19 protein-coding genes are annotated in these 21,322 nt (G+C 57.6%); 10 read left to right on the forward strand and 9 right to left on the reverse strand.

Annotated elements, in window-relative coordinates; translation table 11 throughout:
• Positions 1-19: 19 nt before the first annotated feature.
• Entirely contained in the window at positions 20-679 is a 660-nt protein-coding gene (gene gstA / locus AABM55_RS25060; RefSeq protein WP_173860014.1) for a glutathione transferase GstA, read from the reverse strand.
• 121 nt (positions 680-800) lie between these two features.
• On the opposite strand from gstA, the gene AABM55_RS25065 reads away from it, so the two are divergent.
• Positions 801-1,652: a LysR family transcriptional regulator gene (locus AABM55_RS25065; protein ID WP_054598182.1), complete on the forward strand. Its 852-nt coding sequence runs from the start codon at positions 801-803 to the stop codon at positions 1,650-1,652.
• Between the two features lie 147 nt (positions 1,653-1,799).
• Here the strand turns inward: AABM55_RS25065 and AABM55_RS25070 are convergent, their stop codons facing one another.
• Positions 1,800-2,684: an EamA family transporter gene (locus AABM55_RS25070; protein WP_347928037.1), complete on the reverse strand. Its 885-nt coding sequence runs from the start codon at positions 2,682-2,684 to the stop codon at positions 1,800-1,802.
• Between the two features lie 119 nt (positions 2,685-2,803).
• Here AABM55_RS25070 and AABM55_RS25075 point away from each other — a divergent pair, with 119 nt between their 5' ends.
• Positions 2,804-3,586: a helix-turn-helix transcriptional regulator gene (locus AABM55_RS25075; RefSeq protein ID WP_347928038.1), complete on the forward strand. Its 783-nt coding sequence runs from the start codon at positions 2,804-2,806 to the stop codon at positions 3,584-3,586.
• Positions 3,587-3,674: 88 nt separating this feature from the next.
• Positions 3,675-4,529, forward strand: a complete 855-nt coding sequence (locus tag AABM55_RS25080) for a DUF1460 domain-containing protein (protein ID WP_347928039.1) — start codon at positions 3,675-3,677, stop codon at positions 4,527-4,529.
• A gap of 294 nt (positions 4,530-4,823) precedes the next feature.
• On the opposite strand, the gene AABM55_RS25085 is transcribed toward AABM55_RS25080, so the two are convergent.
• Genes AABM55_RS25085 through AABM55_RS25095 form a run of 3 tightly spaced genes read right to left on the reverse strand, consistent with a single transcriptional unit; the run spans position 4,824 to position 8,929 of the window.
• Positions 4,824-6,164, reverse strand: a complete 1,341-nt coding sequence (locus AABM55_RS25085) for an MFS transporter (RefSeq protein WP_347928040.1) — start codon at positions 6,162-6,164, stop codon at positions 4,824-4,826.
• A gap of 42 nt (positions 6,165-6,206) precedes the next feature.
• On the reverse strand, positions 6,207-7,748 hold the full coding sequence (locus AABM55_RS25090; protein ID WP_347928041.1) for an AMP-binding protein: 1,542 nt from the start codon (positions 7,746-7,748) through the stop codon (positions 6,207-6,209).
• A 2-nt stretch (positions 7,749-7,750) separates the two neighbouring features.
• Entirely contained in the window at positions 7,751-8,929 is a 1,179-nt protein-coding gene (locus AABM55_RS25095) for an acetyl-CoA acetyltransferase (protein ID WP_347928042.1), read from the reverse strand.
• Between the two features lie 150 nt (positions 8,930-9,079).
• Between AABM55_RS25095 and AABM55_RS25100 the strand changes: the two genes are divergently transcribed.
• Positions 9,080-9,652: a LuxR C-terminal-related transcriptional regulator gene (locus tag AABM55_RS25100; RefSeq protein WP_054594093.1), complete on the forward strand. Its 573-nt coding sequence runs from the start codon at positions 9,080-9,082 to the stop codon at positions 9,650-9,652.
• Positions 9,653-9,765: 113 nt separating this feature from the next.
• Here AABM55_RS25100 and AABM55_RS25105 read toward each other — a convergent pair whose 3' ends face one another.
• Positions 9,766-10,203: a YciI family protein gene (locus AABM55_RS25105; protein ID WP_347928043.1), complete on the reverse strand. Its 438-nt coding sequence runs from the start codon at positions 10,201-10,203 to the stop codon at positions 9,766-9,768.
• On the opposite strand from AABM55_RS25105, the gene AABM55_RS25110 reads away from it, so the two are divergent.
• Both AABM55_RS25110 and AABM55_RS25115 read left to right on the forward strand, forming a co-directional pair.
• Complete coding sequence (locus tag AABM55_RS25110; protein ID WP_347930108.1) at positions 10,187-10,405, forward strand: hypothetical protein; 219 nt, start codon at positions 10,187-10,189, stop codon at positions 10,403-10,405. The two genes, AABM55_RS25105 and AABM55_RS25110, sit on opposite strands and share 17 nt — an antisense overlap.
• Before the next feature lie 45 nt (positions 10,406-10,450).
• Positions 10,451-10,729 (forward strand): hypothetical protein, encoded by a 279-nt coding sequence (locus AABM55_RS25115; RefSeq protein WP_347928044.1) that lies wholly within the window; start codon positions 10,451-10,453, stop codon positions 10,727-10,729.
• An 83-nt stretch (positions 10,730-10,812) separates the two neighbouring features.
• Here the strand turns inward: AABM55_RS25115 and AABM55_RS25120 are convergent, their stop codons facing one another.
• The gene (locus AABM55_RS25120; RefSeq protein WP_347928045.1) at positions 10,813-11,709 is read right to left on the reverse strand and encodes a nucleotidyl transferase AbiEii/AbiGii toxin family protein; all 897 of its coding nucleotides are present in this window, start codon (positions 11,707-11,709) and stop codon (positions 10,813-10,815) included.
• Positions 11,696-12,292 (reverse strand): type IV toxin-antitoxin system AbiEi family antitoxin domain-containing protein, encoded by a 597-nt coding sequence (locus AABM55_RS25125; protein ID WP_347928047.1) that lies wholly within the window; start codon positions 12,290-12,292, stop codon positions 11,696-11,698. Before AABM55_RS25125 ends, AABM55_RS25120 begins: the two co-directional genes overlap by 14 nt.
• Before the next feature lie 269 nt (positions 12,293-12,561).
• On the opposite strand from AABM55_RS25125, the gene AABM55_RS25130 reads away from it, so the two are divergent.
• Both AABM55_RS25130 and AABM55_RS25135 read left to right on the forward strand, forming a co-directional pair.
• Complete coding sequence (locus AABM55_RS25130) at positions 12,562-13,971, forward strand: DUF2252 domain-containing protein (protein ID WP_347928049.1); 1,410 nt, start codon at positions 12,562-12,564, stop codon at positions 13,969-13,971.
• A gap of 167 nt (positions 13,972-14,138) precedes the next feature.
• The gene (locus tag AABM55_RS25135) at positions 14,139-15,593 is read left to right on the forward strand and encodes a phospholipid carrier-dependent glycosyltransferase (protein ID WP_347930083.1); all 1,455 of its coding nucleotides are present in this window, start codon (positions 14,139-14,141) and stop codon (positions 15,591-15,593) included.
• An 86-nt stretch (positions 15,594-15,679) separates the two neighbouring features.
• On the opposite strand, the gene AABM55_RS25140 is transcribed toward AABM55_RS25135, so the two are convergent.
• Positions 15,680-16,354 (reverse strand): histidine phosphatase family protein, encoded by a 675-nt coding sequence (locus tag AABM55_RS25140; protein ID WP_347928050.1) that lies wholly within the window; start codon positions 16,352-16,354, stop codon positions 15,680-15,682.
• Between the two features lie 257 nt (positions 16,355-16,611).
• Here AABM55_RS25140 and AABM55_RS25145 point away from each other — a divergent pair, with 257 nt between their 5' ends.
• Together AABM55_RS25145 and AABM55_RS25150 are read left to right on the forward strand one after the other, a co-directional pair.
• Positions 16,612-18,531: a methyl-accepting chemotaxis protein gene (locus AABM55_RS25145; RefSeq protein WP_347928051.1), complete on the forward strand. Its 1,920-nt coding sequence runs from the start codon at positions 16,612-16,614 to the stop codon at positions 18,529-18,531.
• A 223-nt stretch (positions 18,532-18,754) separates the two neighbouring features.
• Positions 18,755-21,316 (forward strand): Tc toxin subunit A, encoded by a 2,562-nt coding sequence (locus AABM55_RS25150; protein WP_347928052.1) that lies wholly within the window; start codon positions 18,755-18,757, stop codon positions 21,314-21,316.
• The last annotated feature ends 6 nt before the right edge of the window (positions 21,317-21,322 follow it).

Below are 21,322 nucleotides of genomic sequence, written 5' to 3' on the forward strand. Positions count from 1 at the left end.
GCGCCCTCGCCGAGAGCGGTTAGGGGGAAACGTTATGTAAAGGACGCAAAGAATGTGGAGGCCCTTCAACCTTCAATGCCTCGCCCACTGCCGACCTTGCACTGACCCTCTGGAAATAGGCCTGCAAATTGTCCCATGCCGATAGATCGATTTCTAATCGCTTGGCCCACGTTAGCATTGTGAACAGATAGGCGTCAGGGGCGCAAAACCCGTCCCCCATCAGGTAGTCCCTCTCGCGCAGCTCATGATCGACATACGCTAGCCGTGGCGAAACCAGGCGCCGCGTCGCGCTCTGCCCTTCGATCGTCTTCGCCAGAAAGTTTGCACTGACCCCGCCATGCCGCTCGGGCGTGATGAAGTTCTTGTGTACCTCGGTCGAAATGAAGCCAAGCCATTCCAGTGCGCGATAGCGCTCAAAGCGCCCCTGCGCCGGGAGAAGATTGCGCTCCGAGTGCTGATCCGAGATGTACTGCAGAATGACGGCACACTCGGTCAGGATCGCCCCATCGTCTGTTTTCAGGGTCGGCACGTACGACTTCGGATTGATCAGGTCGTAATCTCCGCCGGACCACTGCTTACTCATCAGATCAACTTTCTCAAGCGAAAAGGAGGCGCCTGCTTCACGCAGGAGAATATGAGGAGCAAGGGAACTGGCCCCAGCCGCGTAGAACAAAATCATGATTGTCTTCCCGTATTTGCTCACAGGGCGGTAAGCCTGATGATGCATGCAGGGACTATAGGGTTACGGGAAAAACCGGAAAACGCGTGCTGGCGCAACTCAAGTGTGCGAAATTGCACTCATGATGAATTGGCAAGATCTGCACCATTTTGTTGTCGTTGCTCGCCTCGGCTCATTCACTGCCGCGGGGAAAGAGTTACGCGTCGATCACGCAACAGTGGGCCGACGTATTACGGCCCTTGAGACATCTCTCGGGATGAAACTGGTGGAGCGTCTGCCACGCTCATCGCGACTCACGGAGGACGGCTTGGCGCTGGCCGCGATTGCCATGCCGATGGAAGCCATCACCGATGCGATAGGCCGTCATGCACGTGGTACGGCTCCTTTGTCAGGGACCGTGAGACTGAGCGCTCTCCCCATTCTGGCGAGTGCATTGATAGCACCGAGTCTCGCCCGCTTGCGCTCGCACTATCCGGCCCTCAAGGTCATTCTCAGCGCGGCCTCAGGTGTTGCTTCACTTGAAAAGGGGGAGTCGGACGTCGCCATCGGGTTCGTACGACCTGAAACAGCCGGTCGCATTGTTCGCAAGGTAGGCTCAATGAAGCTCGGCCTCTATGCCAGCCCAGCGTATGCGTTGAGGCCCTCACCGACCTGGACATTCATTGGCTTTGAGGAGGCGCTCCATCAAATTCCCCAACAGCGCTGGATACAACGCTTTGCAGATGGGCGCCCCTTCGTGCTTCAAAGTAGCGATGTCGCAACGCAGCTAGCTGCCGCACGAGCAGGCATCGGCGTGGCGATACTTCCCTGTTTTCTCGCTGATCGAGATACGGCGCTGGTCAAGATTGAGCTTGATGACGAACCGACAGCGCGGGATATCTGGATGTCTGTTCATGCTGACGTACGGCGCTCCCCCGCTGTACGCGTCACCATGGATCATCTGATTGATCTACTGGGCCATGAACTGGGATAGGTGCTGGAGCTTGGCCAACTCGGATTCGTAGCGGTACGTTTTCGTCAGGTGCGATTGTGTCGAGACACCTGACCTACCGAAATGGGAGCCCGGAAACGGTGTTCTGTCTTTCATGGCGCTCGTTCAAACATCGCCAACTCCCCCGCCCTATTCACCAGCCTGTGCAATCCGCACCCGCTCGCGCCCCTTCATCAACCCCACTGCAAGCGCCGACAGGATCAACGCAATAGAAATCCCTTCGTTGAAATCAACCCGATGCCCGAGCATCAGCATCGAGCCGGCGACGCCAAACACCGGTATCAGTAAAGACAGCGGTGCCACCCTGGAAACCGGGTACTCTCGCAGCAGTAGATTCCAGCCCCAATAACAGAAATGTGTCGCCGCGTAGACTTGAAACAACAGCGAGAACACTGACACCCATTCAAGGTGTGTGACCAGGGAGGTAAACGGAGCGGAACCGTGTGCCAGCCAGGTGAGCGCCAGTAAGGGGATCGGCGGGAACAGGCTGGCCCATACCACAAAGGCAAACATTTCCCGGACCTTTGACTGTTTGATGATGATGTTGCCTACACTCCAGCTAAATGCACTCACCAGCAACAAGCCATAACCCACTGTCGTTGCCTGGCCCGGGCTGCTGAAAATAATGCTGATCAAACCCAGTGCTGCAAGCCCCACCCCAAGCGTCTGTCCAAGGCTCAATTGTTCGCGAAACAGCAATACACCCCAGCCCAAGGTAAAAAACGCACTGAACTGAATCAACAGGGCTGCGGTCCCTGGTGGCACACCCAGTTCGATACCCAGGTTGATCAACGCCCACATCGCGACCCCGAAAATCAATCCATAGGCGGCCAACCACCCCATGGCGATCGACGGCCGCCGGACAAAAAACACCCACGGCAACGCCGCCAGCGTAAAGCGAAGAGCCGTCAGCAACAGTGGATCAATAGCCGCCAGACCCAGTTTGGTGATGGGAAAGTTCAGACCCCAGACAGCCGTCACCAACACGGCCAGGATCAGGTGTTTTTTCTGCATGAAGTTCTATTTCCAGTATGCCGGGCCAGTGGCTGTATGCCCCAACCGCGACGCCACTATGCGCAACAGGGGCAATGGCTCGCTTGCACTATCAGGTCATAAATCATTAAATTCGGGCCATGCGCGAAACTGAAATAGATCCCTACGAAAACACTCCCCGCGATGCAGTGGTCACGGCCAATAACTATCTGGATGGCCAACACTTTGATCTGCATACGCACCAACGTGGCCAGTTTGCCTACGCCGCCTGTGGCGTCATCACGGTATTCACTCGCCAGGGCAACTGGGTCGTCCCCCCACAAAGAGCTATCTGGGTACCGGCAGGCGTCCCCCATGAGATGAGCATGAGCGGACCGGTGACCATGCTTAATACCTACATCCGTAACCGCGCCGCCGCTCGACTCGGTCTGCCTGCGCACTGCCAGGTATTCGGCGTCTCGGCATTGCTCAAACAACTGCTGATCCGGGCCATGGACGTTCCGGCACTGTATGCCAAGGAAGATCTGGACGGATATTTGATGACCTTGCTGCTCCACGAAATAGCCGGCATGTCGCCCTTATCGCTCAATGCACCGCTGCCAAGCGAACCAAGGCTGGCGCACGTCTGTCGAACGCTGCTGGAGCAACCGTCGCTGGAAACCGGAATTGATGATATGACTCGGCAGGTCGGGATGAGCCGCCGCACATTTACCCGGCTGTTTCGCCAACAAACCGGTATCAGCTTTGTCGAATGGCGTCAGCAGGCATGTCTGTTGGCGGCCGTGGTGCGTTTGGGTAACGGAGAGGCAATTACGCGGGTGGCAACTGATCTGGGCTATAGCAGCCCGAGTGCCTTCACCAGTGTTTTCCGTCGAGTACTGGGCGAAGTACCCAGTCGGTATTTCCCGAAAAAAATGCTTTGAACTTTCCCCGGCAGTCTCAAAATCCCCACAGACCTATCAATAAACATTACCATTTACGACGTAACAGCCGAAAACGATGGAAACTCGAATGCGCAGGTCTGCTGTATTTCTTTTGGTATCCATGCTGACAGCGTGCGGGACTGGGTTGCCCGTCGAGAAAACGAAAGCAGTGGAGAACGTAGCCTCCGCAAATGGGCACGCCCCACTGAACATGGATGGTTATACCGCCAGCAAACTGGATGCCCTGCTCAAAGAACGCTCAGCGATCAATCCCGAAGACATAGGGCAGATGAACAATCTGATTTCACGGGAGTTTTTGGGACGGCCCTATTCCGCGAACAGGTTGCAGGGCTCTGCTACCACGCCGGAAGCATTGGTCGTCGACTTCAGGGGCCTGGACTGTTTCACCTATCTGGATTACGTCGAAGCGCTGAGAAAGTCCAACAATGAAGCGGACTTCTTCAAAAACCTCATTCAGACGCGTTATGTGAACGGCAATCTCGATTACCTGCATCGCCGGCACTTCTTCACCGACTGGTCGCAGGCCGAGCAAAAACTGGCCGACGACGTCACCGCGCAAATCAGCCCTCATGCGGTAACCGTGGTTAAGCGCCTCAATCGAAAAGCCGATGGCAGCGCTTACTTGCCGGGCGTGCCCATGACCGAGCGCACGATTACCTATATCCCCAGCGCGTTTGTTAACGACCATGTGATCAGCCGTTTGCAGACTGGCGATTACGTTGGCATCTACACCCAACTCGCCGGCCTCGACGTTACCCATACCGGATTCTTTATCAACAAGGACGAAGGGCCCGTACTGCGTAATGCCTCTTCGAAGAAAAAGAACCGGGAAGTCGTAGACTCTCCCTTCAAGGACTACATCGCGAAGACCCCGGGGATCGTGGTGTTACGAGCGCGGCAATCTGTGCCAGAGAGTCAATGAATTCTGGTTCGCCCATCTTGTGCGAACCCTCTCCCCTCAAAAATCAACAAAGCCCGTCTTGTGCGCAATGCTGTTCACTTAAGGAAGTCTGGAGGCCTGAGAAGTATCTGTGGCGAGGGAGCTTGCTCCCGCTGGACTGCGTAGCAGGCCCAATTCAGGGCCGCTTCGCGCCCCAGCGGGAGCAAGCTCCCTCGCCACAACTGCGGATGTGCCTGAAACATCGGCTTAAGTGAACAGCATTGCCGTCTTGTGCGGGCGTTGTTGCATCTGGGGCTTTGTCTATCACTCACCTGTTCAAGGTGCGGGCGCCAACGCCAGCTCGGCTCGCCCAGTCTTCGGCACCTCGGCGGGACTTGCGCAGGCGACAAAATCCTCCTTGCGCAGTAGCACCAGTGCGATCAGCGATACCACGCCCGTGCCGATGTAAAAGTACCAGGGCGAGGTAATGTCGCCGGTTACCTTGATCAGCCAGGTAGAAATCAGCGGTGCGCTACCGCCAAATACCGCCACCGGAATGTTGTACGCCACCGCGATGCCGGTGGAGCGGATTCGCGTGGGCAACAACTCGCTCATCAATGCGTAAGTCGACGAGGCATACAGGCCGAACAAAATCGCCACCGTCATCAACGGATAGATAAACGAAGCCGGCGTCGCCGTGGGTGCCGATTTGAACAGCCAGTACATCGCCAAAGTGGCCAGGGTGCCGACCACCAGCAAAAACGGTTTGCGCCCGTATTTATCGGTGAACGCGCCGCCGAACGGCATGACCACTGCGGCCGAGAGGCTGGCGACGAAGACGTAGAGCAAGGTCGTGCCGCTGTCGAACTTGAGGATGCTCGACATGTAGGTCGAGGCGAAGGTCAGCACCAGATAGAAGATCGAGCTGTGCAGGGTAATGATGAAGAACACCAGGGCAATCGCCCGTTTCCACTGCCAGACTTCTCGCAGAGGAGCTTTGGAGGTTTCCCCTGCGCGCTGCAGCGCGAGGAACTCGGGACTGTCTTCGAGCTTCAGGCGGATATACATCGAGATCAGGCCCAGCGGCGCCGCTATCAGGAACGGAATGCGCCAGCCCCAGGCTTGCATCAGGTCAGCGCCCATCACCCAGGTCATGCCGTTGGCCACCGCACCGCCCAGCAACAGGCCGAGCACCGCTGTCACCATCAACCAGCACGTCGCAAATCCGCGTCGCCCGGGCCCAGCGTACTCGGAGATGAAGCTGGTGATGGTGCCGATCTCGCCACCGGCCGAGAAGCCTTGCACACAGCGGATCAGCACCAGAAGAATCGGTGCTGCGATACCCAGCGTGGCATAGGTCGGCAACAGCCCGAGCAGAACGGTAGAGCCGGCCATCATCACCAGCACCGTGATCAGGGTTTTGCGCCGACCGATCTTGTCCGCCAGCGGACCGAAGAACAGCCCCCCCAGCGGACGGATGAAAAAGCTCAAGGCAAAAGCCGCAAAACTGGCGAGCAGGCTGCTGGTCGGGTCGTCGGAGACGAAGAACGCCTTGCCGATATAGACGGCGAGAAAACCATAAACGCCGTAGTCGTACCACTCGATCAGGTGGCCGGACGTTGCACCGATAAACGCCCGACGCCGTTGCCGGGCCGGGTTTTTCTGTTGAATGCCCACGAGAGGGACTCCTGTCTGATTTCTATCCATGGAAAACACAACTCAAGGAACAGCAGTGCCGCTCGCGGCCTCCTTCAACCAGAGGCGCAAGTCGGTCTTGAGAATCTTGCCGTAACTGTTCTTGGGCAGCTCTGTGCGAAACACATACTTCTTCGGCTTTTTGAACGACGCCATGCGCTCGATGAACCAGGCATTGAGCAAAGACTCGTCGAGCACCCCGGCACTGCGGGGGACGACAAACGCTACCACCGATTCCCCCCACTGCACATCCGGCTCGCCGACCACGCAGACTTCAAATACTTCAGGGTGTTGCGCCAGCACTTCCTCGACTTCTCGCGGGTACACGTTGCAGCCCCCGGAAATGATCACATCCTTGGAGCGATCGGTCAGCGTCAGATATCCCGCGCAATCAAGAAAACCGATGTCGCCAGTCAATAGCCAGCCATCCACCAAGGTCTGGCGAGTCGCGGGCTCATTGCGCCAGTAGCCCTGCATGACGGTGGGTCCGCGCACGGCAATTTCCCCCGACTGGCCGGCTGGCAACGGCCGGTGCTCAGGGTCCAGAATCCTGATTTCCACGCACGAATGTGCTCGCCCCACGGAAGCGGCCAGCAAGGCCCAGTCGGGACGGTTGCGATCGGCAATCAGTTCTCGCGACAAGGCGCTGATCGTCATCGGGCTCTCGCCCTGACCGTAGATCTGCACCAGCCGTGCACCAAAGGTCTCGACCGCGTCTTGCAGATCCGCCAGGTACATCGGCGCGCCACCGTAGACGATGGTTTTGATCCCGTCGCCGCCATAGCCTTGGCGACGGGCCTGCTCAACCATGCGCTTGACCATGGTCGGTGCGGCGAACAGGGTGATATTGCGCAGCCCGCTCGCCAACTCGAACAGCTCGTCGGCCTTGAAGCCACGGGATTCGGGGACCACATGGCGAGCACCGCAACGCACATGGATAAAGTTGTAGAGACCGGCGCCATGGGACATTGGGGCCGCGTAGACCACCGCGTCATCCGGGCTGACCGGATCAACGTCGAGCGGATAACACAGCGACATGGCCGTCAGGTTGCCATGAGAGAGCATCACCCCTTTGGATCGCCCAGTGGTGCCGGAGGTGTAGAACAGCCAGGCAAGGTGATCGGCATCACAAGAACGGGGATCTTCCAACGTCGTTACATCGACCGAAGCGCACGCCAGACTGGCCGCTGCATTCAGTTCTCGACAGTCCTGCGGCAACGCCTCGGGCAAGAACACCTTGCCGCCATCGGTTAAAATCAGCCGGGCTTGCGCATTGTCGACGATCCAGCCGGCTTCAGCAGGGTGCAGCTTGCAGTTGATCGGCACCACTACCGCGCCCACCCACCAGACGGCATAAAGCAGTTCGAGGTATTCGCAACTGTTCTTCATGAACAGCGCCACACGGTCGCCGGGCGCAATACCGTGCTCGTTTATAAGTTGCGCTGCACGGCTACGGACACGGACGGCAAACGTGGCGTAGTCGGCGACTTGCCGCTGCCCCTCGAACAACGCTGGACGCTCTGGCCAGCGTCGGCCGGCGTCGTTCAACCAGTTAGCAATATTCATGTTCAAGCCCTGCGTGCCTGAAGCACCGAAGCATAGTTGGCGACCGCCATGCCGCCCATGTTGAACAGCAGACCGAACTCGGGATTCGGCACAGCCAGGCCAATCGGCTCGCCAGTCAGCTGCCGAAAGGCCATTGCGTGCATCGACACTCCCGTGGCGCCCACCGGATGCCCCTTGGCCTTGAGCCCGCCCGACAGGTTCACCGGCAGACGTCCACCCGCCCGCACGATACCGTCATCCAGCGCCCGATGGCCCTCGCCTTTGGGCGTCAGGCCCATGGCTTCGTAGATCAGCAATTCGGCGATGGTGAAGCAGTCATGGACCTCGGCAAAGCTCAGGTCGGCCAAGGTGATATTGGCCCCGCGCAGGGCCGAATGGATCGCGCGCTGCGGGCCTTCAAACGCGAGAATGTCGCGCTGGGCAATCGGCAGGAAATCGTTGACCTGTGTCGCCGAGCGAATCAGTACGTCACGCCGAAACCGCCTGGCGCGCTTGGACGAGGCCAGCACAATGGCCGCAGCCCCGTCGCTGATCAGCGAGCAATCGGTCAGGCGCAACGACTCCGCCACATATGGATTGCTCTTCGACACGTTGTTGCAGTGTTCGAAATCCATGACCCGGTGCATCTGCGCCAAGGGGTTGGCCATGGCATTGGAGTGGTTCTTGGTGGCGATCGCGGCCATCGACGCCATCGGGCACTGGTAGCGGTCCCGGTACTGTTGCGCGGCCAGGCCGAACAACTGCGGAAAACTGAGCCCGGCCTCTTCGACATCGTTTTGATAACCGGCTCCGGCCAAGGCCTTGGTGACATCGGCCGTGGAGTTGGAGGTCATCTTCTCGGCGCCCACGACCAACACCAGTTCAGCTGAACCTGAGCGGATCGCGTTGATCCCCGCGTGAATCGCCGCCGAACCCGAAGCGCAGGCGTTTTCGCAACGGGTCGCGGGCTTGAAGCGCAAGCCAGGGTCAGCTTGCAGCATCAACGAGGCGGGAAAACCATCCGCAACCATGCCCGAGTTGAAATGCCCGAGGAACATCGCGTCGATGGCTGAGGCGTCGATGGCGGCGTCTTCCAGGGCTTCGCGGGTGACCTGAACGATCAGGTCTTCCAATGTGGAACCGTCCAGACGGCCAAATCGAGAGTGCGCGGCAGCGACGATGGATACGGAATCATGGGGCATGGTGATTTTCTTCTGTGCTTGGATCAGGCATTCCCTACAATGACCTACCGCCCGGATCGCTCGCTAGTTCGTACAACTACGTACATGAATAAGTAAGCGCTCTGATACAAAGCGTCGTCAGTACCGGATTTAATCGAGGCAGGATGCCCAATGACCGTCTTCGCACATCAACTGAAAGACCTTGAGCGCCTGGCATTCAAGGTGTCGCCCGCCCCGCAACTCATCACCGGCAACCGCGTGATGCTCGACTGCAACGAGGCATTTCTGGAACTGTTCGGCTACCAGCGCGAAGAGCTTCTGGGTCATCTGACCCTGCTGATCTATCCCTCCCAGGCGGACTACAAAGCCATCGGCAATCGCAGCCAGACCTGGTTGCGCAACAGCCAGAGCGGCTCCTATTCCGACGAACGCTTCATGCAACACAAAAGCGGCGAAGTGTTCTGGGCCAGGTCGCACGGTTATAGCTTGACCCCCGACGATCCGTTCAAACTGATGGTCTGGCACTTCGAACGCATGGACCGGCCGCACCACGCCACGGTCAATCTCACACCCCGCGAACGCGAAATCTCGATGCACATCGTCAATGGCCTGACCTGCAAGGAAGTGGCCAAAAAACTGGCAATTTCCCACAGAACCGTGGAAGTCCACCGCGCCCGCCTGATGAAAAAACTGCAGGCCAAGAACAGCGCGGAGTTGGTGTCGAAGATTATTTTTGTGAGTTGATCAACAAGCACTGCCACACGGGCCTTAGCGTTGATTGCCGAGCAAGCTGATCGGGGACGCAGGAAAAGGTATCCGATTCACGTCTCGATCCTTTCCCCCGCCCCCTTTGCGTTTCAGCACTTCTTCGCCTGATCTTTCGCCTGCGCCCACACACGCTCTTCCTGCTCGCGCAGCTCCGGTGTGAACTCGGCGCCGAAATCTTCCGCCTCGAACACCTGGCGAATTTCTATTTCGGCCTCTGTGCCCGGCATCGGGTTTGGGCAGCGTTTGACCCAGTCGATGGCTTCCTGCTTCGACTTCACCTGCCACAGCCAATAGCCGGCGATCAGCTCCTTGGTTTCGGCGAACGGGCCGTCGATCACCGTGCGTTTCTCGCCAGAGAAGCGCACGCGGGAGCCTTTGCTGCTGGGGTGCAGGCCTTCGCCGCCGAGGAGGATGCCAGCCTTGACCAGCTCTTCGTTGTAGTTGCCCATCGCGGTCAACAATTCCTGGGTAGGCATCACGCCGGCTTCGGAGTCCTGGCTGGCTTTTATAATGATCATGAATCGCATCGTCGTCTCTCCGTTGGATGTGAACTATTCACTACCTTGTCGAACGGTAGCGCCCCAAATCGACAGCCCTTCATTTTTTATTGCCGCGCGCCCAACGATCCTAGGACATTTCCCGCACACTGCGGCGGCATTGATGAACTGGAAAGCCTCTCGTCATGAAGATACCTTTGAATCGTCACTGCAAATGAGCGACCGGTTGTGACAGGCCGTAAAAGTGTAGGCCTCTCGAGACTACCGGAGTTCCACCATGAAAAAGATCCCCCTCAATCTCCCCGAGAAAACCACCACTTCTGTAAGCAATCTCTTCACCCTTCGTCCTGACATCAACACCGAAGCGCCACTCGACGTGCTGCATGAAACAGCCGCCTACCGAATCCGTACCGCGACCCAATTGCTGGAGATCGTCGCCACCGGCGAGGGAATTCACAGTGAACTGGCGCGCGCGTTGGTGGTTTCACTGCGCGATGGTTGTGATTTGCTGGACGTCGTTGGGCGACGATTGCAGGCGCAGGTTTTGTTGTCGTAAAAGTAAATGGGCGGCCTCATCAAGGTCGCCCATTTCAGTTGGAGCAGTAGAATGCTGCCGGTTAGCACGCCTCAGACCCGCCATCACATCTTGAAACCCTGCGCACCATCACTTCCATTCAACACGCGTTCAGTCGTCACATACAACTCACGTATATGCCCCACCAAAAACGTCCAGAACGCCGGTTCATTAACGGTTTTCATCACCAATTCACCCGGCAGGAACCGGCTCATTTCCTTGCGAAACTCGGCGACGATTTTCGGATCAGCAACCAGCGCCGCTGAACGCTCCTTGAACAATCTCAAGAACTCGTCCTGCTCGCAATGATGATCAGCGAGTTTTTTTGCAACCAGATCCAGCTGCGGCGTTACGCCTTGCTGACGCAACCAGACCATGTCCCACAGATCGCGGTTCTTGATTCGATTGGGGCGCAGGGCAAACGCAACGATCTTGTCGGCATAGATTTCTTCACGTGTTTCAGCCTGTAAGATCAGACCGCTGGTGCCCATGTCGACCCCATACGGATTGAGCAGCAGCATCGGTTGTGGCTGGTAACTCGGGATGGCGCAAACGTCGATGTTGATGCGCTGGGCAGGCAAATCCTTGCGTCCGGGTCGGGTCTGGACTTTCAGTTTCCAGGTGTCGACATTACCTTCCTCGCGAACCGGTTCACCGACTTCGACTTCAAGACCATATTTGGCCTTCAGGGTATCAACCAGTACCTGAGCAAGTTGGGTCAGGCTTTCACGATTGAAGTCAGCCCCACCGGTGAAGTCGAGATCTTCGCTCAAACGATTCGAGCCATAGCAGGCGCGCAGGCAAGTACCGCCGATAAAGGTCAGTTTTACGAGCATGCCAGCGGAGCTCAGCGCCAGCATGATGTCGTGGTGCAGCAGTTCCTTTTCTACAACAACTCGCAACGGTGCAAGATTTTGCTGGTTTCTAAGCGCTTCATCGACCAGCTCATCAAACAAACTCATTGGCGGCACTCCAATCGATCAGGTCCATGTTCCGTTTCGCAACTTTCATGTCACGTAATGCCTGTTGCGGTGTTGCTCGCCATAGCCGGCATCGCGCATCGTAATGAATCTGACCCACCAGATCCTGGGGTTGCTGACGGGTATGTACAAACTCGATGGTGCCCCAGCGTCCACATGAAATAATGCTGCTGCGCCCGGATGACATCAGCGAGATCCAGTTGATGGGGATCTGTGAGATGACCCCGCAATCGCTCAATGCTGTTTCCAGGCTGATGTAGTTGAATTGCGTGGCGCGCAATCTGGCAGCCGCATGAAACAGCACCAGACCACTGACGGGTTTGGCCGCCTCAAACAGGTAAAGCCCTCTGCACACCCGCGCCAGATGGCCTTGCGAGACAGCACGGCTCAACAAGGTTTTATAGGCACCTTCGGAGATATCCGGCACAAGAACCCTGAGGTCGTCCGGAGTAAAAAGATAGCGCTCTTCACTGGCCAGACTGCTCAGTTTTCGGATGAGGCGCCCCATGGGCTGCATCGATGTTGTGTAGGATTGCATGCCGCATGACTCTACGGAAGGTTTCACTTAATGTAACTTACCGTAGAGCCAACCCACAAGCATTGGGCACCGCCTCAAAACAACCGATAAGGGAAATGCATTCGTTTCACGGATGCCCGAGCAATATGAAGGTCTGAAAGAAGGCCCTATGCAGTGCTAAAAGGCTGTTCATCGATACCAAGCCAACCGCTGGCTTTCAGGAGGATTCCTGCTAGCTTTCAAGCGAGTCCTACACTTCGCCCAGCGGCGCCTTTCCTGTCTGCGCCAGTCTTTCAGCCCACCTCGAAAGGGACCTCATGACCACCCTCAAAGACCGTCTGAAGCAGGGCAAGGATGCGCGCAAGCAGTGCTCGCGTAATGCTCAGGCGCTGCTCGGCAAGACTGATCGCGACCCACTCCCCTTGATCAAGGCCTCCAGTGCAGGGCGAATCCGTTCGCTGAACGAGTTGCGCTTCGGGCGCATGCTGGTTTCGCCTTTCGCCTTCTATCGTGGCAACGCTCTGCTCCATGCCCACGACCTGTCCGGGACGCCGGACATGGGCCTGCATTCAACCATTTGCGGCGACTGTCACCTGATGAACTTCGGTGGTTTTGGCACACCGGAACGCAACCTGCTGTTCAGCGTCAACGACTTCGATGAAGCTCACCCGGGTCCATGGGAGTGGGACCTGAAACGGCTGGTGACGAGCTTTCTGGTCGCCATTCGCGACCTGCGCCACGTTGCGTCAGTGGAGGAAGACATCTGTCGCCGTGTGGTCTCAGCCTATCGAGAGAGCATGGCCGAATGCGCCGAGCAGAGTGCCCTGGAAATCTGGTACGACGCCCTCGGTTACAACGAATTGCTCAAACAGGAACCCTCCACCAGCACGCTGGAGCATGTGAAAAACGCCATTAACAAAGCCGAGCATCGCACCCACGCGGAACTGCTGCCCAAGATATGTGAGCGCGATAAACACGGCCGCTTGCTGATCCGTGATGATCTGCCACATATCTTCCATCTGCACAAAGACTCCACGCTACTGGACGCCAATGATGACTGGATGCGCGTGGACGATTGGCGACCACCGTACGACAGCCTCATGCACGATTACCGAGCCACGCTGATGGGCGATCGTCGTGATTTGCTGGCGCGCTTCCAGGTCCAGGACCTGGCGTTCAAAGTCGTTGGGGTGGGCAGCGTCGGGACACGCTGCCTGGTTGCTCTGCTGACCGACGACCAGGAGCGACCGCTGTTTTTGCAGCTCAAGGAAGCACGCCGTTCGGTGATTGCCGATTACGTCAAAGCCAAATCGCGGATACGCCATGACGGCCAGCGCGTGGTTGAAGGCCAGCGCCTGATGCAGTCGGCCAGCGATCTGTTCCTCGGTTGGACCACCAGCCCCAATGGCCAGCACTTCTATGTGCGCCAGCTACGGGACATGAAAATATCGGCGGAGCTGGAAACCTTCGATGCCGAAACGTTTTCCGCGTATGGCCACATCTGTGGCAAAGCCCTGGCTCGAGCCCATGCCAAAGCTAGCGGACAAGCTGCACAAATCAGCGGTTACATTGGCAAGAGCGAGGTCATGGCCAATGCCCTGTTCAAGTACGCCAAGGCCTATTCCGAGCAGAACGAGTGCGACTTCGAACGCTTTCAACGAGCCTGCCGCAAAGGCAAACTACAGGCCCGTTCGGAAACTGATTTTGCCGCTGATCATCTGCCTTAGGTGCGCACCTCAATCAATGCAAAGGGTGACCGACCCGGTTCTACTGAGCTATAAACCGGCCGGCCTTGCCCATGATGTTTCCAATTCACATTTTGTTAAGAAGTGGCCTCGTATACTTACGAGTCCTGTTTTACTCTCGGCCCTCATCCTTCGGTAGCCTGATGCCTATGTCACGCCCTGCCCCACTCCTGTTGCTACTTACCTGCCTGCTGTTCTTCTTCGCCCTTGGCAATCACCAGTTACAAGGTTCCACCGAACCCCGCGTTGCCGGGATTGCGATGGAAATGCACCTGGATAACGACTGGGTGACTCCGCGCCTGTTCGGTCAGCCCTTTCTGGAAAAACCACCGCTGAGCCTTTGGCTCGATGCCGGAGCGATCCGTGCGTTTGGTGGCACGCCATTGGCCGTGCGCCTGGCCTCGGCCTTCGCCGGGTTGTTCAGCGTGATGCTGCTGTACACCATGCTGCGCCGATTTGGCCGTCCAACGACCATCGCCTGGGTTGCCGGGATCATGCTGGCGACCATGGCCAGTTACTGGGGCAACGTTCGCGGTGTTGGCGAAGATGCACTGCTGAGCCTGGGCGTAACCCTGGCGCTGCTGTCGTTCTATCAGGCTTATCGCCAACAAGCCGAACAGCGCGCAGCCTTGGGTAGCTGGCTGCTCTTCGCTGTCGGCATCGCCATCGCCACGTTGAGCAAAGGTGTGCTGGGCCTGGCAATGCCGGGGGTGGTGATCTTCGCCTACCTGCTGGCCGAAAGCCTGATCGACAAACGCTTCAGCCTGCCGCGCTGGATGGGGCCGGCACTGGCGACCCTGCTCGGGCTGGTCCCTTTGGTGATCTGGCTGTTCATGCTCTATCAGCGCGGTGGCTCGCAGGCACTGGCCGAAGTGCTCCTGACCAACAGCGTCGGGCGCTTCAACGGCTCGTTCGTTGAAGCCGGCCACTACGAGCCGTTCTATTACTACCTGGCCAAACTGCCGGAAGCCTTCCTGCCGTGGAACATCCTGGTGTACCTGGGGTTGTGGCATTTCCGTAAGAGCCTGGTGAACAATCGCTACCTGCTGTTTTTCACGCTGTGGCTGCTCGCCCAGTTCTTCATGCTGACCCTCGCGTCGAGCAAGCGCACGGTGTACCTGATGTCGCTGACGCCGGCCGCCGCCGTACTGGCCGCAGAATATGCGGCAGTGCTATACGAGCGCTTGCGCAAGCACACCGAAGCATCAACTTTGCTCGGCAAAATCGCCCGCAATCGTCGCGGTATCGCAATCGGCATCATCAGCGTGCTGTTCGTCAGTTATCTGGCCGCAGCCCAATGGATCGTCCCGCGTGCTGACCGCAAACTGTCGTTCCTGCCATTGACCGAGCAGATTCAGACCATGCAGGCCAACGGACAAGAAGTTGCGCTGTATCAGGCGAACGAACGGACTGCCGGGGCAACGGTGTTCTACACCCACACCCTGCTCAAGGACTTGCAGACCGAAGCCGAGCTGACGGCATTTCTCGCCGCCTCTCCCACGCATGTGGCGCTGATTGCCGCCGAGACTGAGCCCAAGGCCCCGTTGAAGGTACTGAAGAAAATGCTGGTGGGGCGTCAGGATTACTATTTCGTCGCACAGTAAAACGGCCAGCAAAAAAAACGGCACCTGATGCAGGTGCCGTTTTTTATTGCCTGGCAAAAGTAGCCTGGGAGGATCAACCCGCCGGGCTATTTGATATCGACTGATTGCCAGTCAGAGGCTTCGATCAGCCCCAGCAGTTTCGGCTGGGTTTGCGCGGTATCCAGCGTAAAAAATAGCGACGCGCCATACCCAGGGGTCGATGCTGGCAACTTCAGTTCTTTTTCCAGATCCGCCATGCACTCGCTGTGGGTGACCAGCACCAGGTTACGGCCGGCGACCTTGTGCGCCAGCACGTCACGCAGCATCGTGCCTTTGCAGTTGAAGAGCCAATCCTGGGCACTGCCGAGCGTATTGAACATATAGCGCGACGTTTGCGTGGTCCGCGTCAACGGACTGTTGTAGATGTCGGTGTTAGTCAGGCCCAGGTGAGCGAATTGCGAACCTATCCCGACAGCCACCGCACGCGCGCGTTCGGTAATGCCATCGGCACTGTCCAGGCAAGGAGCAGTGGAGTGGTCGCATCGCTCAACGTGACGGATCAGCACAATCGTATCGCCCTTGGCCCAACTGGCCGCCAGGGCCTTGTCTCCGGCAATGTTGCCGTGGGCCAGGTCCGCCGGACCGACTGGGCGCAGCAGCCAGAATGCCAACGCGATAACAAAGAGTGATGCCAGTAGTGCAAGGGCAATGTATTTAGCGCGAGTGAGCCCACCCCGGTTCAGTGAACGCTTGATACCCGCAAAACCCAATCTTGACTCCACCTTCACACTGCCTCGGACACACGAATACCCAATTGTACGGGCAACATTAAAAGTCGATGCGTAAGTACCCAGTGAAATGAATGTGAAAAAATGCTCAACCGACAAGCATGCCCCGTATTTTCTTGTTACGAAAAACGTTTCAGCTATCGCGCCTGCCGCCGATATGCCCTCTACGAATACATTCTGCTGGCCTCCAAAAACAATAATCTTCCAGCCAACTGACGATAAGCAGCACAACGTTCCTGGAGGAATTTTTGATGAATAGCTGGTTCGCCAACATCAGCGTCAACCTGAAGCTGAGCTTGGGCTTCGGCCTGGTGCTGGCCCTTACGTGCATTCTCGCCCTGACCGGCTGGACCAGCCTGGGTGGACTGATCGACCGCAGCAACTGGATGAGCGATATCACTCAGCTCAATGCGGGTCTGACCAAACTGCGGGTTACCCGTTTGCAGTACATGCTGGCCAACGGTGACGAAACCGTGGCGCAGACTGTGCAAACCGCCCTCGACGGCTTCAAGGCCCAGCAGCAAAAACTGCTGTCGAGCCTCAAGAGCCCGGAAAACCTCAAGCTGCTCAATGAACAGGGCACAGTCATCGATGCCTACCAGCAATCGCTGAACAAAATGCGCAGCGCCTATCGGACCGTGAGCAGTGTGCGTCAGACCATGGGTGAGAATGCCGAAAGCGCCAACACGCTGATCAATGACATCGACACCCGTGTGCGCCAGATGCCCTTGAGCGATCAACGCTTCGAACAACTCCTGGCCATCACCGAAGCCAAGGAACAGTTTCAGCTCGCCCGCTACGAGGTTCGCGGTTACATCGCTGACAGCAATCCGGCCACCGAGCAAAAATCCTTCGCCCAGATGGACGCGGCCATTGCCAGCCTGAAAACACTCAACACGCATTTCGCCGACAGCCAGCAAGATGCGTTGCGCCAATTGCAAAGCGCCTTGCTCAATTACCGCAACGCATTGCAGGCCTACAAAGCGGCCAACAATGACGCGGTGGTGGCTCGCCAGGAAATGACTGTCCAGGGCAATGACATCGTTACGCGCAGTGACGCGCTGTATCAGATCCAGCTGGATCGCCGTGACGCCGAAAGCACTCAGGCGCGCACCCTGCAACTGATCAGTACAGTGCTGGCATTGCTGGTTGGCGTTCTCGCGGCCGTGATCATCACCCGACAGATCACTCGCCCACTGCGCGAAACCCTGGCGGTGGTCGAACGCATCGCCGGCGGCGACCTGACCCATGATGTCCACGTCACCCGTCGTGACGAACTTGGCGTATTGCAGCAAGGCATCGCACGGATGGGCGTCACCCTGCGCGAACTGATCAGCGGTATCCGCGACGGCGTCACCCAAATCGCCAGCGCTGCGGAAGAGCTGTCGGCGGTGACTGAAGAAACCAGTGCCGGGGTCAACAGCCAGAAAATCGAAACCGATCAGGTTGCCACCGCCATGCACGAAATGACCGCCACCGTGCAGGAAGTCGCGCGCAACGCCGAAGAAGCGTCGCAAGCGGCAGCAGCGGCTGACGGTGAAGCCCGCGAAGGCGATAAAGTGGTCAACGAAGCGATCGCTCAGATCGAACGCCTGGCCAGTGAAGTGGTGCGTTCCACCGAAGCCATGACCGTGCTGCAACAGGAAAGCGACAAGATCGGCAGCGTCATGGACGTGATCAAGGCAGTGGCCGAACAGACCAACCTGCTGGCGCTCAATGCTGCCATTGAAGCGGCACGCGCCGGTGAAGCCGGCCGTGGTTTCGCCGTGGTTGCTGACGAAGTGCGTGGCCTGGCCCAACGCACACAGAAATCCACCGAAGAAATCGAAGGCCTGGTCGCCGGCCTGCAGAACGGCACCCAGCAAGTCGCCGCGGTGATGAACAACAGCCGCAGCCTCACCGACAGCAGCGTCGAGCTGACCCGCAAGGCCGGTGTATCACTGGAAAACATCACCCGCACGGTGTCGAACATCCAGTCGATGAACCAGCAGATCGCCGCCGCTGCCGAGCAGCAAAGCGCGGTGGCCGAAGAGATCAGCCGCAGCATCATCAACGTGCGCGACGTCTCCGAGCAAACGGCCGCCGCCAGCGATGAAACTGCCGCGTCCAGCGTTGAATTGGCACGGCTGGGTAATCAGTTGCAGATGATGGTCAGCCACTTCCGCGTCTGACCTGCCAACCGTCAATACTCTCGGCCCGTAACGCGCCCATTCAGCCCCTTTCCTGCAACTGGTATGGGGGCTGAATACCGGCGTTCTCTCGACGATAAATCCGAACAACGGATTGCTTTTTCGTACAGCCCAATCCCCAGCCAACCTACCGCGATTCCAGACTGACTCCTGTACGTTTTCTTCTGCCCAAGAACATTCCGTTCGAACAGGAGAATGACAACACATGGACGTAAGCAACGGCTCGCTGTTACACAGGTTGATTGACTCCCCAGGCAACGAAGACGAGACAAAAGCAGACTTCAAGACAGCCATGCAGCACATGGGCTTTGAGTCGGTGTTCGACATCGTGCGCATGACCAAAGAGGAGTTCACCCTTGAACTCGCCAGGCATACCGACGCAAACGCCGAGCAGGCGTATGGCAACGCGCTGAGCTATGCCCGACAGATCAGCCGTCTGTATCAGGAGCATCAGCTGTCATCCGGCGATGCCAGTCGACGTGTTCGGCGCAGTGTTGGTACCGAGTCGACGTCAGGGCCCGCCACCTATCAAGCATTGTTCAACGAGAATTGGGAGCAGTTTTGCAAGGACGGTGATATCGCTGCAATCGACTCGCCAGTGGCCTATCTGCGAGCGCTGTATCTGTTTGCCGGACAACTGGAAAAATCGTCCACACACCCCGACAAGATCACCCTGGAGACGAGGCGTCCGGACCTCAAAAACCTGACGCTGGATCACCAGAGTGCCTTCGCAGCAAAGCCGATGCTGAGCATCGTCAATGACACCTTGAGCAGTCATGTCCAGGAACACCTGAAAAAAACCAACAACACGAAGTCCGTTCACGAAGTATTGGCCTGCGAGCGCTACCCGCTCTCTCTGCCCTATGACCTTCATCATCACCAGTGCTTGCTTGGGTTGGGTGCAGATAAACCGGCGCTGGGCGAGTTGAATTATCAGGTCAGTCTGAAACTGCCTTTTTTGCTCGACGAGTCTGAATACGGAAGCATTTCCAAGCCCTCTTCCGAGGCTCAGAGACTGATGTCCGGCCTGAGCCCGGAACAGCAGAAGATACTGATAGAGCCACTCGACCCCGATATAGAGGTGAAGGCTTACGGTACTAAAGTCTCCGATCCAAGGCTTAGCGTTGAGCGCTTCAAGGAGCTTACCGGGCTGACGATGGAGCGGATTGATCAGTTGCTGGCGCAGGGTAAACACCGTCCGAAAGCCTCAACCAACAGCCCGGGGGCCGGTCGTCATTTTTATGGCTGCGAGTACATCAACACGGCGTCAGCTCGCGACAAGATAATGGTGGTAGCGACGAGCCCCGCGACGTTCAATATCCTCCCCGTAATTTGTTTTGACGTCCTGTTGCGTATGGTCCGGCTGCAGCGCTGGACCGGTATCCCCGCGGCCGAACTGGACACACTGATCGTCAACGCCATGCACTCGGACGGCACGACATCACTGCCCGGCCTGAAATCCCTGTGGCTCAATCCAAACACCCTCCGTGTCCTGGGGGTGTATCGATACCTGAATCAGCGTTACGGCATCGCGCCCGAGGAGTTTGCTTCGCTACTGCACGACATGCCGACATCCGCTTGCGGTGATCGTGCTCCGTTGTTCGATCAAGTGTTCAACCGCACTCAATTGCTCCCGAATCCTCTGCTGCAAAACGCGGGACAGGACATTGATATCAAAGCCCCCAAATCGCAACCGAGCCTCAACTATCTCGGCGCGGGGTTGGGGCTGACCGTCACGCAAGACTCGCTGTTACTGCTCGCGGCACAGACCAAAGAACACCTTTCTTCGCTTAAACACGACTTACCCACGGTGTCTTCACTTTACCGCCAGGCCCGCATCGCACAGATGTTTGGCTTGTCGCCTGTCGAATGCGCAGAAATGGCGCGAACGCTGGGAGGGGAAGCGTTCTGCGAGCTGTTGGCTAAAGGTAAATTGAGCGACCCCTATAATCATTCAAGCGACATACTTGACGTATTGATGGCCATGGAATGGGCGGTTGACTGGCTCAAGCAAAACAACCGTGATGTGCTGCAATGGTGTCGCTTGTTCAGTTCAACGAAGGACGACTTACCGTTCCCCCCTGAGCTGGAGAGACGGCTGGAGACATTTCGAGCTGACACCAATCCTTCTGCTGACCATCAACAGCGCCTGGTAGAAACGCTGCTGCATGACATTGCCGACTTATCCGCCGAATACGTCCCCAGCGTGATGGCGATGGGCGACACCTCCACAATGGCAGTCGTCACGGAGATCAAAAATTTCTCGCCAGGAAAAATACCCCAATCGTTGGCGAAGGTCCTTCGCGCTGCCGGAGCCTGCAAGGGGCTGCACCTGAACAGCAGCACGCTACAGCAATTGATGAGTAATCCTGCGTGGCTCGCCTCGAACTGCCCAGGAACCCTGACACCTCAAACGCTGTACTTGCTCGAACGCTTCAGTCATTGCGCCCGCCATCAGCCGCAGTCAGAAGAAAACCTTTTGCATTACTTGCGTTTGGCGAATGAGGCCCCAGCGAAAGACTCCAACGGCCTGCTGGCCAACCTCCTGAACTGGAGCATCGAAGAGGTCAGTTGCCTGACCGCGCTATTAGGGCAAAACCGCGCCAGGACAATGGAAGAAGTGGATTGGATCATGCGCTGCCAAGCGTGCTGCAAGAACACAGGACTGTCGGCAAGCCTCCTGCTCAACGCTACGGCCCTGACAGCCGACAGCTCAACATCCGACTGGAAAACCGTGGGTGAAGCCGTGCTCGCTGCCCGTCATTGACCCGTA

The organism is Pseudomonas helvetica, from assembly GCF_039908645.1.
GTDB classification, from domain to species: Bacteria; Pseudomonadota; Gammaproteobacteria; order Pseudomonadales; family Pseudomonadaceae; genus Aquipseudomonas; species Aquipseudomonas helvetica.